Origin of the sequence: Frankia sp. AvcI1, assembly GCF_001420875.1 — a bacterium.
Lineage (GTDB): Bacteria > Actinomycetota > Actinomycetes > Frankiales > Frankiaceae > Frankia > Frankia alni.
This window is the reverse complement of sequence record NZ_LJFZ01000006.1, coordinates 1-12,816: the sequence shown is the minus strand read 5'-3', so window position 1 is coordinate 12,816 and position 12,816 is coordinate 1. Positions and strand designations below refer to the sequence as shown.

The window sequence follows — 12,816 nt, the reverse complement described above, 5'->3', positions numbered from 1 at the left end:
CGGGTGGTCACCGCCCGGTCCGCCAGGTAGTCCGCGGGCAGATCGTCGAGTCGACGCTTGAGGTCCTCCGGTGGCGCGAACGCCAGCAGGCCGGTGTCCGCCTCGTGGCGCAGGTCGTAGACCTGTTCGGGCGGTCCGTCGGACACCTCGGCGAGCGCCTCGGTGAGGTAAGCAGCGTCCGAGTCGAACAGCGTCCGCTCGGTGACAAGCGGCGGCGGCGCCTCGGCCGCGTGCGTCCCGCCGAAGGCGAGAAGCTGCTCGAACGGGTCGAGCGCCGCCGGCTCGGGATCCGGGACCACCGTGTCGATGTCCGCCCGGCTGCGCAGCACGTCCCGGACCCGGTCCTCCTCGATGTCCTCGTCGTGCACCCCGAGCAGGGAGCCGGCATCGCCGAGCACCGTGTACGCGGCGTGTTCCTTCGCCAGCAGCTTGGTCAGCACCCGGATGTCGCTGAGCACGTCGGGGTTGTCNGAGGCCATCGCCAGCGCTGCGATCCGCGGGGTGCTCAGCTGCATGTACCGGTCGATGCGACCGTTGCGCTGCTGGATCCTGATCAGACTCCAGGGAAGATCAAAATGGATCAGGTCGTGACACTGGCGGTGCAGGTTGATGCCCTCCGAGGCCAGGTCGCCGGCGAGCAGCAGCCGCGTCGTGCCGCCGGCCAGGGCGAAGTCCTCGATGGTGTCCTGTAGGAGTTTGTCCGGGACCTTGCTGTGCATGATCGCGACCGCGCTCGGCGGGATCCCCAGCCGGCCCGGCACCTCGTCCCGCAGCCACTCGAGGGTGTCCACCCGCTCGGAGAACACCACCGCGCGGGTCGGTGAACCGGCCCCGACCCCGATCTTGCGCAGGTGGGCGACCAGGGCCGCGAGCTTCGACGAGCCGTCCTCCTCCGCCTTCGCGGCCAGCTCGTCGAGCCGGTCGAGGGCGTCTCGCTCGCGACTCACCGCCGGGTCGGTCGCGGTGGCGCTGCGCAGCGTGCGCCGGCGGGCGTCGATGCTCGCCCGCAGTGCCGGGGTCGAAGAGAGAAACGCCTTGAACAGGTTCCAGGGCACCAGCGACCGGCCCGCGCCCGACACGGGCGACCGTCCGCCCTCGGGCCGCAGCCACACCGCGGCCAACTCGTCGAGCACCGCCTCCTCGGCGGCCGTCGGCGGCACCGCCTGCACGTCTGTCGGCTCGCGCTTCTTCCAGTTGTGCGCGACCTCCAGGCGGACGTCGTCCGAGCCGCGGTGGCGGTGGACGTAGAGATGCGCGATGTCCTGCTCGGTGTAGGCCGTCGGATCGGCTACGGCTGTCNGGTCCAGCAGGTTGATCAGCTCGGCGAATGACTCCGGCTTGCCGTTGTGCGGGGTGGCGCTGGCGAGGATCAGCGCGTCGGCCTGCTTCGCGAGCAGGCGGGCGACCTCGTTGTTCTGGGTACCCCGGTTGATCAGATTGTGGCACTCGTCGATGACGACCACGTCCCAGCGCTGACCGGNCAGGTGATGCTTGTAGCGGTCCGGGTTCTTCAATGTGTCGATCGAGATGATCGCCCGACGGTAGTAGCTGAACGGGTTGCGCGACGCCGGCAGCTTCTGCCGAACCTGCTGGATACCCGGGGTGTCGAGCCGGACCAGCGGGATCGAGAAGCGGGTCCACAGCTCCCGCTGGAACTGCTCCAGGATGGCCCGCGGCGTGACGACCAGGATGCGTTCACCCCGGCCGCGCTTGATCAGCTCGGCGAGGATGATGCCGATCTCCANCGTCTTGCCGAGCCCGACCGCGTCCGCGACCAGGATGCGTGGACGCAGGTTCGACAGGGCCCGCTCGGCGGGACGCCGCTGGTAGCTCAGGTCGTCCAGCAGGGCCCGGTGCCCGACCGCGATCCGCGCGTCGTCCAGCGGAAGCGGCGTCCGCCGCAGCAGCGCCTCCAGCCACAGCCGCGAGCGACGGAAGCCCGGACTGTCGTCCGCGACCAGCTCGGTCTGCGCGGGATCCAGCGGGACGACGTCGTCGATCCCGGTGAAGAAGACCGCCTCGGTCTCCCGCACGAACTCCGAGACGCCGATCGCCTCGATTCGCTGGCCGTCCGCGGAGGTATCCACGACCGCCTTGACCAGCCATTCCTCGTCACGAACGACGNCCTGCGTGCCCGGCGTGATCAACGACGGCATCTGCTGCCCCCCGGCTGAGCGACTATCCGCGAGCAACGACCATATTCGCCTGCCTAATCCCTTCTGTACGCGGATCGCTCCATCCGGTCCGCGCACGAGCCCGAACCCGCGATCCGCGAGACGCCAGGGGTTCCCGCCGCCGCGCGACCCCTCCGGCGGGCATGGCGGCGCCCGCTTGGGGCCANCACGCCCGAAAAGATGGCCTGAACTGCGCATTTTTCAAATAGCGGGTGTCAGTAGAGAATTCAGAATCGTTCAAGGCGGGAACGTTTGTTCGACCTCGAAATCACGATGCGTCGTGTGGCGCGGCAACGGGCGCTACCCTGTCCAACTTCGACTAAGCCCAGCTCAAGGCGGGTGAATCGGTGAGTCAGAGCTCGAAGTGCGTAGCTGCGCCCGCGTGGCCGGACGGGTCGGTGGGCGGTCCGAGCTCGGCGTGGAGGGTCGCGGCGTCAGCTTGCAGGCCGAGGGCGGCGCCGAGGAGCCGTGCTCGTCTGCCCTGAGCCCAGTCCGGCTCTGTGGACGCGGGTAGTCCGCCCGCCGCCCGGAGCGTGCGTAGCTCGAAGGCCAGCTCAGCGTTCGGTCGGCTGGCCAGGTGGTGGATCTCGGCGCGGTCGAGGAGGTGCACGGTGCGCTGCCAGTCGTGGCGGGCTCCGGGCGACGGCGGATCGGCGTAGGCAGCCGGGTCAACGTCGGCGGTCTCGCAGAGCCGGGCGAGCCGATGGTCGACGATGGCGAGACCGTCGCGGATGGCACCATGGTCGATCGCCGCCAGGGCCCGGCTGAGGGCGGCGGGGGTCGATCCGGCGTCGAGGAAGGCGTGGATTGCTGCGGTTGCGCGTTCGGCCGCCGGACCACGGATGTCCGGCCGGCCGGTGGGGTGCAGCGCCGATGCCCATGCCTCGACGAGAGCGGCGGCGAGGTCGTGCTGTTCCTCCCAGCGGTGGCGAACGTCGCCGTCGTGGTCGTCGGGCGGTGGCGGTCCGGGATCTCCCGGTTCGAGGTGAGCAGCGTGGCGCACCTGGTAGATCGCGAGACTCGCCACGGCGTCGTCCCAGGCCCGGCGGACCGGTCCACCCGCGGGACGAGGTCCGATGCGTTCGAGCAGGATGGCCGGTGGATCGGCGAGCGACGCGGCGGCCACGGCGGCCTCCGCGGACCGCTCCGCCCGCGCGAGCACCACCGGATCGATCTCTTTGCCGTCCCCGTCAAGCGCCCTCGAGGGCCAGTCACCCGCGCTGTTCGCGCCGGGTCTCGCGCCGTTCGCGCCACGATCCACCTCCACCGCGCCGCGCCCTGCACTGACCGCGCCGATGATCGGATCGCCATCCGCGCCGAGGAGACCGCTGTTGTGCGCGCCGGGGCGCGACCTGAACGACGGGGTCCTGCTGGATTGCCCACCGCCGGTGGCAGGGCGGAGTTGGCGGCGCAGGGCGGTCAGCTCGGCCAGGGTGTACTCACGGCGCAGCTGGGCGACGGCCGCCGCGGCCGGGTCGAGGGCCTGGACGAGCCGGTCGGTCCGGGAGGCGGCCAGGCGGCCGGCGAGCCGGTCGAGCGGGTCACCGCGGGTGGGTACGACGGGCAGCAGATCCTCGGTGTCGCCCGGCGCAGCAAGCTCGTCACTGTCGATGAGGTAGGCGGCCAGGTCGGTGCGGGCGCGCGAAAGCATGACGTACAGGCCGGGTCGGCTCGTGCGGTCAGTGACGACCGGTCGGGCGGTGGCCATCGTGCTGCCCTGCGCCTTGTGCGCCGTGATCGCGTAGGCGTGCGTCAGCCCGCCGTCGCGACCGTCGGGGAAGACGTGGGTGAGGTAGTCCCAGCCGATGCTCACGACGCCCTTGCCGGGGAAGTCGACAGTCAGCGTCCGGCCCTCCGGCCGGTCGTCCGTAGCCGGCCCGGAGTCGATGGCGAGGACCGTCNCGATCGTGCCGGTGCGGATGTAGGCCGACGCCGGTCTGCCGGCGGGGATGAGCGTGTGGCCGGCCTGGGTGAGGGTGATGACCTCGTCGCCGACGTGGAACCGGCGGCCGGCGACCTCCAGGAACAGGTCCGGGTCGAGCTCACCGGCCTGCATCCGGCGAAGCTGCGCGGCCCGGTTGAGCCACTCGACCGTCCCGTGATCGCCCGCCATCATCCGCGGCAGATCGACGTGCCGCGAGTGGTCAGCGCCGCGCCGGCTCCTCCCCGGCGCGTGGTCCGCGCCGGATGCCGCGCCGACTCTGGCGCGGTTCGCGTCGACTCTGGCGCGGTTCGCGCCGGTGGCCGCGCTGCGGACGGTGCTTCGTTCGTCGTGCCAGTCCTCGACGATGGCGGCGAGCAGGCTCGGCCGGTCGTGGAAGCGGTGGAGCCGGCCGTCGGCGGCCAGCCGCGCCATGGCGCGGCGCACCTGGTCGGGTGCTCCAGCGCGCAGGCCGGCCAGGGCGGCGCGCACCCCGTTCATGCCCGCTCCGGCCTGGCGATGCACGGTGGTCAGGGTCGCGACGTCGGGCAGGGTGGCGGCGAGATGGGCGAACCAGCCGCCCGGGCCGATCGCGCCGAGCTGGGCGGGGTCGCCCAGGGCGAGGATGACCGTGCCGGTGTCGGTCGCGTAGCGCAGGAGGCGCGCGGCATTGCGGGTGGTGACGTGGGTGGCCTCGTCGAGGATGAGCATCGTGCCGGGCGGCCAGATGTCTGCCGGCCGGTCGGCGTGGTCGAGGAGGGTGAGCCAGCCGGCGACCACCCGACCGTCGATGCCAAGCCGGCCGGTGAGTTCCTCGGTCTGCCGGCCGCCGTGCGCCGCTCCCAGCACGGTCCGCCCAGCGTCCCGTAGTACGGCGACCAGGAGCCGCATCGCCTCGGTCTTGCCCGAGCCCGCCGGTCCGACGAGCACCCGAACCAGATCGGTGGAGGTCAGCAGCGCCCGGACCGCGTCCACCTGCTCAACAGCCAGCACCGCCGGCTCGACGTGCCCCGCGCCGTACTCGCGGCGCGGGTCGAGGTGCCCCGCCAGGGCGGCTTCCAGCTCGTCCGGTCCGATGAGCCGATGCTCCCGGCCGGCGTAGGCGGTGCGCCCGGCCTCGCAGAGGGCGAGCACGTTGTCCTCGGCGTCGAGGAGATCGAGCGTGGTGTAGATGGGTTCGGGATCGCGGCGCCGACGGGGGGNGTCCTCGTCGACCATGGCCAGCCGGGCATCGGCGAGGATGTGGGCGGTGAGCCGGTCGATGTCGGTGGCGTCGAGCCGGTCCANGCCCCAGGCGGCCACAGCCTGGGCAACATCACGGGCGGTGAAGGTCGCGGACCGCGCGGTGAGTCCGTCCGGTCCGGTGAGCAGCTCGGCGAGTTCGGCCAGATCGTCGGGGCCGATGGCCGTCGGCCGGTAGTCGGTCCGCGCGCCGGCTGCCAGGACGTCCGCCGCCGTCCATCCCGCGGCTTCGAGCCGGGCGTGCTGGGCGGTGCGGATCTCCGCGTCGGCCTGCGCCCGTTTCGGCGCCCGGGTCCCCCTCTGGACCGCCTCGCGTAGAGCCGGGCCGTCGGTTGCGCCGCTGGCGACCAGCTCGGCGAGTTCCGCGTCGATCTGCGCCCGCCGCGAGGAGAACACCGCCAGCAGGTCCGCCGGCAGCCCGGCCAGTTCGGCGACTCCGTTCCGGACCGGTCCCCACTGCAGCCCCCGACGGGCCGACAGTTCGTGGCGCAGCACCGCCGCCGCCACATAGCCGGCGGTCTTCACGTGTGCGTGCAGCAGCTCGCTGTCGACCGTCCGCCACACCATCCGAGGTCGTCCGGCGCCATCTCGCAGCGGCTCGCCGTCCTCGTCGAGGAGCGGGATGGGAACCGCGTTCGCCAGCACGGTGTGGATGTGCAGATGGGGTTCCTCGGCCCGGGAAATGTCGTGCAGGAAAGACACCCCGGCCAGGCCCACCCCAGGCCGGTTATGGCCGTCGACCAGCCCGACTCCGGCCTGCCGCTCCAGATAGCCGATCGCCGCATCCACCGCGACATTCATCGCCTCGGCGAGGTCACGCCGCAGGTCATCGTCACCGAATGCCCAGAGCAGGCTCACTGATTTCGGCGCCGAGGCGGTCACGTCGAATCCAAGCACCACCGTGGGCGGCTCGCGTTCCTCGAGGAAGCGGGCGAGTTCGTCGCGGTGCACCCGCCACCGGCCGGCGGAGTCCTTCGCCGCCGCCAGCCGATCCCGGTCCGACCCAGCGTCGGTCCCGTCGTCGTCGGCCGCCGGACGGCCCGCCGTGTCCGATGCTCCGGCGTCGACGGTCCCAGCGTCATCGCGGCTGGTCCGCGCCGCGAGCCGCCGCAGGTAACGTGCGCTGACACCGGCGATCCGGGCAGCCTCCGCCAGCGACAACCACTCGCCGGATCCCCGGCCGCCGTCAAGGCGCCTGCTGTGAGCGGCGCGGCCGGCCGATCCGGTCGCCGGCACGAGCGGTCTCCCGCTCGTGGCGTGCTGACCAGCGAGCAACCGGGCGAGGCGCTCGCGCGGCACAGCGGCTCCCGGCCGCAGGCCGACCAGCGCAGCCGCCGAACCCCGCGCGACCCCGCCCGTGTAGTAGCGCGCCAGGCCGGAACTCTTGGCCGACTGCGTACCGCCCACCGCGGCGAACCGGGCGGCCTCACCGGGCGTGCCGCCGTGCAGGTAGTCGACGATTCGCCACACCGCGCCCGCCACCGTCGTCCCGGCGGCGGCGCGCAAACCCAGCACCTTCACCGTGACAATCACCGGACGCGGCCTCCAACCCAAACCCGGGATGCACCCGACTCCGTTTATCCGCTCAACCAAGAAGGAAAGCAACGGGCTACTTCCAGGCCACCGGGTATCATTTCCGGCCGGCCCGTCCGTCTCGGTGATTGGAAATTCCGCTGAATGTCGTCGGCTGCTTTTCCGTCCGGCTCACCAAAGACATGAAGCTCACGCACCCTGCGTCGGCTCGACCCCGCCGTCGACAGCCGCCGATCCGTGCGGCCGGGTAGCGGAACCCAGACCGAGCAAGGCGTGCACGCCGGCGGTGGGCACCACGTACCGCCGGCCCACGCGCAGCACTGGGCAGGGAAACTCGCCCCGCCGAGCGAGCTCGTAGCCCAGAGTCCGACCCAGGCCCAGCGCACGGCAGGCAGTCGGCACATCGATCGTCGCCGGCAGCGCCAGCACCTCATCCCGCGACATGCTTGATCCCATGGGGCAACCCCTCCGGAGAGCCGGACGTGCCGTCACCTCGCTGGAGTGCCGCGGAGCACGCCAGCGGAAGCGGACACCACCGCTGACCTGGCGGGATCCGTCACGCTCCAACCCGTCGCCTCGTCGAGACCGCCTTTTCGGTCCCGGATAGCCCCGGCCGGCGGCGCGTCCCGCACATCTGACAGGTCATCGTCGAGGCCATCGCGGACGCCATCCNCCCTGCGCAGAGTCTCTCGGTAGCGGGTCCGATCCGTCGTTCCACTCCAAGAAGGCGGCGGCTCGGGATGTCACCGGCGATCAGCGGCTGACCAGCCATGGGGAACCTTGTCGGGAAGAACTCCGGGAAGGTCGACCGGAGAGCCGGGAAACGTTCCCCGCACCGCCACGTCGCCGAAAACGGCGTCGGCCGTGCCCACCGGACAGGTGAGAACGCGGGACGCGCCNCCGGCTCAACCCGCCGTCCGGCACTGCGGCCCAGCCGGTCGGCTTCGGCCGATCCCCGCCGCGGGGGTCACGACGAGCGTCCTCGATACGCGGCAGAAATTTGGCACGAGCACGTCGCCTGGTTCCGGCGTCCATGAGCTGCCATTCGGCTACGCAGCGAGCCCAACCTCATCGCTACATAGACGTAGAATCTACGTAGACATAGACTACGTAAGCGATGCACTGTGGGACGGAGGTTGTGGTGGAGAAGCAGTCAGAGGACCCGTGTGTCTGTGGGTGCGGCCAGCCAGCCGGTCAGGGGAGTCGTTACGCCGGGGCCGGGGAGACGGAGCGCATGCGGCATCGGGCCCGCGCCCAATACTCCCGCCGCCGGGCGAACGCCGACGGCGAACGCGAGGACGGCGCCGCCGAGGACCTGCTTGCGCGCCTCGGGCTGGCCGACGCCCCGGTCATCGGACTCGCGGAACGGCTTGCCGTCCTGGCCGGGGACGTTGGGGGGCTGGCGGCCCTCGTCGGGCGCCGCGCTGCCGCGCTCGACGAGGACACCGTTCTCCGGCGGATCGAGGCAGTGACCGCCGAGGCCACCGGTCGCGCCGAAGCCGCCGAGAACCAGGCCCGCCAGGCTCGCGAAACCTTGCGGCACACCGAGGACGAGCTGCGCGCCGCGCTGCGTGCCCGCGATGAAGCCGACACCGACGCGGCCTCCGCCGCCGAGGCTGCGGAAGCCGCGGAGCACCGCGCCGTCGAGGCGACCAACCGCGCCGACGATGCCGACCGCGCGGCCACCGAAGCGCAGGCCGACCGCGACCGTGTCCAGGCCGAGACATCGGGTCGGGTCAGTTCCCTCGAACGCGACCACGCACACGCCTTGGCCGAGTTGCGCGCCGAGCACGCCGCGCAACTGCACGACCTGTACCGCGACCACGCGCAGGCCCTCGCTGACCTCCGAGTCGATCACGCAGCCGTGCTGGCAACGGAACGCCAGGCAGCCGCCGAGGCGCGGGCGGATGCTCGTGGCCGCGCCGAACGGGCCGAAGCCCACGCCGACTCGTTGGCGGCCGACAACACCCGCCTGCATACCGAGGTTGATCGGCTCCGGGCCCAGCTCGATACGCTGCGGGCCGAGCAGGCGCGGCCCCAGGATGGCAGCCTCTCCGGCGACGACAATGGCGCTCCCGGTGCCCCCAGCAGCGACTCCGTGCCCGATTCCTCAGCTGATGCGCATGCGGCCATCTCTTCACCAGCGCCCCGGGAGGGCTGACGTCCAGCACGCGACGGAACGGCATCGTGATCACTCCGACCCGTCGAGCGCCACCGATCGTGTAGATGATTCGTGTAGGCACATGGGAAGGTTCCCGCCGCTGACGCGGCCGAGAACCTTCAGGGAAGATCGGAAACGCGGGGGCCACGTGGCCCCCGCGTCTGAGCTGGGCCAGCCTCACCGCCCCCGCCTGCTGCTGTGGCTACTCGACCGGGAGGACTGGGGCGGCGCCAAAGCAAGACTGTGATGGATGTCGGACAGATGAATCACTGTCGGACGACACCGGCTTCCCGGGCGCGACCTCGCGCCTGTCCGGNTGGGAGAGTCCGTCAGTGAACCTCTTCGGCGGCGCCGGTCACCCACCCCGTTGATCGCTGTCAACGGCCACGCGAGCCCCGCCGGTTACCCTGACAGGAGCGCCGCGAGCGTTCCCGCGGCTTTTGGGCCGAGACTCTCCGGCCGAGGTAGCTGCCCGACCGGCGCCGGGCGATAGAACTTGAACCCTAACTTGGCGATCCTCCGATCAGCTGATATGGAGAACGTCCAGGTCAGAGAGTTAGTTTTAGTGTTTCCCCGTGGACTCTTGGCGAGCTACACCGGCCTGTGTTGCCGCCGATATAGCAATCCGATCATGACCCAGACGATCTCTACCGCATCTCGAGACGGCGGCGTTTTTCGAGGCGAACAGTACCACTCGGCGATCACCGGACCGCAGGAGACTCTTCAACGGCCAGTGAGGCCTGGTGTTGTTGGCTTCCGCAAGCGTGCGGGAGATCGGTGGGTTCGTGTGAGGGGTTACGATCGTAGCCGTCAGCGTGTGTGCCTGATAGTTATACGGGGGCGGGAATGTCACGTCGGCAGGTCGCGGCGGTCGGTGGTGGCATCACATTCGCGATGGCGGGCGCGGCGGGGGCCGCGGGCGGCCAGCTCGGCGGCCATGCACTGTGGGCGTGGGTGTGCCTGCTAGTCGCCGTGCTCGTCGGTGGCGTGGTCACAGGGTGGGTGGCGTGGCGGACGACGGATCCGGATCCTGTCCCGCCGCCGGACGATCCTCCGTCTCCGCCGCCGTCAGGTAGCCCGCGCGTCGGGGACGTCCGGATCGGTGGCGTGTCGGCGTCAGATGGCGGTCAGGTTGCGGGAGTGAACTTCGGGCAAATGATCCAACATCGAGATGGTGCTGGCTCGTGACGCAGACGCCGCAGCATTTCTCGACGGCTTCGGGCGATGACCGGGCGTCGCAGTACGATGCTCAGATCAAGGTAGGTGACCTGTCGGCACCAGGTGGCGGGCAGGCTGTCGGCATCAACTACGGCACGGCGGTTCAGCAATATTTCCAGGGGCCATTCCGGTTGTTACGACAGGCCGTGATCGACCTTGATCCGCTACCAGGTGATCTACGGCTCGTCGATCCCGAGGAGCCGACTAACCCAGTAGGCTTGTTCCGGGGTCGGGAAAAGCTGATCGGGAAGATCGACGCCTTCCTGGCCTTGTGTGTACAGCGGCGGCGGGGNGGATTCCTATTAGTCGAGGCCGAGGCGGGGATGGGGAAGTCAGCCCTGGCGGCCTATCTGGCATTCACTCGAGCGTGGCCGGCGCATTTCACCCGGCTGGCAGAGGGGCGAGATTCGGCGACGGCGCGGCGGAACCTGGCCGCACAGCTCATCGCGCGGTGGAAGCTGACAGATGCGGCGCCGGGCGGGGTTCTTCCCGAGGGCGCGGGGACTACGGGGTGGTTGCACGGCCGGTTGTGCGACTCGGCCACAGCGCGGGACCGAGACGATCCCGGCGTACCGGTGGTACTGCTTATCGACGGCTTGGACGAGGCACCGGTCTCGGTGGGTGGTGAGCTCCCGTTGGGGTTGCCGCCGAACTTGCCGGCGGGCACGGTGATCGTGGCGACGACCCGACCGAAGTCGATACGGATACCGGCCGGATCCCGGGNGGNGGAACGCATCGATGTGGAAAGTGAGGCGAACCGGACGGATCTACTAGACTATCTGACTGTGGTGACCNCACGGGATCCGCTGCTCTCCGAGCCACTGAATCGTGCCCAGATGGATTCTCACCGGTTCTGCCGGACCTTGGTGGAGAGGTCCGGCGGAGTGTGGATCTACGCTCTATCGATCCTCGATCAGATCCGGGACCACGGCCGGTCGCCTAAGGGAGTGGACCGGCTGCCAGCGAGCCTAGCGGGGTATTATGCAGAAAACGTGCGACGCTGGCAAGATGAACTTGGTGACCATCTGTGGGAAACTGCCGGATTACCGGTACTGACAACGGTCACGGCAATCCGAGAGCCTATGTCCGTGGCGCGGATCGCCGCATGGGCCGATGTTCCTCCGGCAATGACGCGCACGATCCTTCGAGGAATGTTGAAACCTTTTCTAGCGGTCCGTCGCGGCGGTGACCCAGACCTGTACGTACCGCGGCATCAAAGCCTCCGAGACTTCTGCGACGGCACGTCCCTGCTCGACAGCGACGACGATGGATTGCGGGAGCTGGCCTACGATCTGGCTGCAGCGACTCGTGCGGCCCATCGTCGTATCGCCGTGGCGGTGGAACCGTCGGGTCCGGTGGGGCGACGGGACTGGGCTGTCGCGGGCCGGTACGCCCGGACGTATCTCGCCGAACATGCCGCGCTCGGCGGCCAACTCGACGAGCTCATCACCGACCCGCAGTTCGGACTTTTTGTTGGTGTGGCATGCCTGCTGCGTCAGCGCCGGCACCTGACCACAGCCGAGGCCAAGAAGNCACTTGCCGCACTGGAACTGGCAGCCGGCCATAACAACGATGACGCATTGTGGCTGCGATGGATAGAGGTGTCTGCCCGCAAGATGCGCGCCGACACGTTTGCTGACCGCGCCGCGTCCCTCGTCGACGAGACCTGGCATCCAATCCGGGCCATGTGGACAGGTAACAGCCACCGCACCCTCATCGNCCACACCAAAACGGTGCGCGCGGTGACGGCAGTGCCGCTGCGTGACGGCAGGACGCTACTCGCCTCCGCTGGCGACGACGGATCCATACGGTTGTGGGATCCGATCGAGGGCACCCCCGCGGGCACCCTCACCGGCCACACCGCCAGGGTGTTCGCGCTGGCCGTGGTACCGCTGCGTGACGGCAGGACGCTGCTCGCCTCCGCTGGCGACGACGGATCCATACGGTTGTGGGATCCGATCGAGGGCACCCCCGCGGGCACCCTCACCGGCCACACCGCCAGGGTGTTCGCGCTGGCCGTGGTACCGCTGCGTGACGGCAGGACGCTGCTCGCCTCCGCTGGCGACGACGGATCCATACGGTTGTGGGATCCGATCGAGGGCACCCCCGCCGGCACCCTCACCGGCCACACCGTCGGAGGATTCTCGCTGGCCGTGGTACCGCTGACTGACGGCAGAACACTGCTCGCCTCCGCCGGGGCCGACAAGGCGGTGCGGCTGTGGGATCCGGTCGCCGGCACCCTTGCCGGCACTCTTACCGGCCACACCGACTGGGTGCGCGCGGTGACAGCAGTGCCGCTACCCGACGGCGGGACGCTGCTCGCTACCGCNGGGGACGACAGAGCGGTGCGGTTGTGGGATCCGATTGAGGGCNCCCCCGCCGGCACCCTCACCGGCCACACCGACTGGGTGAACGCCCTGACGGCCGTGCCGCTGCCCGACGGCGGGACGCTGCTCGCCTCCGCCGGGTCCGACGGGTCGGTTCGGCTGTGGGATCCGATCACCGCCACCCTCACCGGCCATACCGGCCGGGTGAACGCCCTGGCGGTGGTGCCGCTGCCCGACGAC

Annotated in this window: 3 protein-coding genes and 4 pseudogenes; 1 reads left to right on the top strand and 6 read right to left on the bottom strand. The window is 70.3% G+C overall.

Translation table 11 applies throughout. From position 1 onward, the window contains the following. Positions 1–471: 471 nt before the first annotated feature. The 6 genes and pseudogenes from UK94_RS73110 to UK94_RS08105 all read right to left on the bottom strand — a co-directional run. A pseudogene (locus UK94_RS73110) lies at positions 472–1,299 on the bottom strand (C-terminal helicase domain-containing protein); the annotation flags it as partial. A 1-nt stretch (position 1,300) separates the two neighbouring features. Continuing rightward, positions 1,301–1,480, bottom strand: a pseudogene (locus tag UK94_RS44190) (hypothetical protein); the annotation flags it as partial. 1 nt (position 1,481) lies between these two features. Beyond that, a pseudogene (locus tag UK94_RS44185) lies at positions 1,482–1,744 on the bottom strand (hypothetical protein); the annotation flags it as partial. A 1-nt stretch (position 1,745) separates the two neighbouring features. Further along, a pseudogene (locus UK94_RS73105) lies at positions 1,746–2,033 on the bottom strand (helicase); the annotation flags it as partial. A 3,349-nt stretch (positions 2,034–5,382) separates the two neighbouring features. After that, on the bottom strand, positions 5,383–6,858 hold a 1,476-nt coding region (mobF, locus tag UK94_RS44180; RefSeq protein ID WP_235487026.1), incomplete at its 3' end, for a MobF family relaxase. A gap of 201 nt (positions 6,859–7,059) precedes the next feature. After that, positions 7,060–7,314 (bottom strand): hypothetical protein, encoded by a 255-nt coding sequence (locus UK94_RS08105; protein ID WP_050997270.1) that lies wholly within the window; start codon positions 7,312–7,314, stop codon positions 7,060–7,062. A gap of 790 nt (positions 7,315–8,104) precedes the next feature. On the opposite strand from UK94_RS08105, the gene UK94_RS08100 reads away from it, so the two are divergent. Beyond that, positions 8,105–9,031 carry a hypothetical protein gene (locus tag UK94_RS08100; protein ID WP_041939874.1) on the top strand — a complete coding sequence of 309 codons (927 nt, stop codon included), beginning with the start codon at positions 8,105–8,107 and terminating at the stop codon, positions 9,029–9,031. Positions 9,032–12,816: the final 3,785 nt, after the last annotated feature.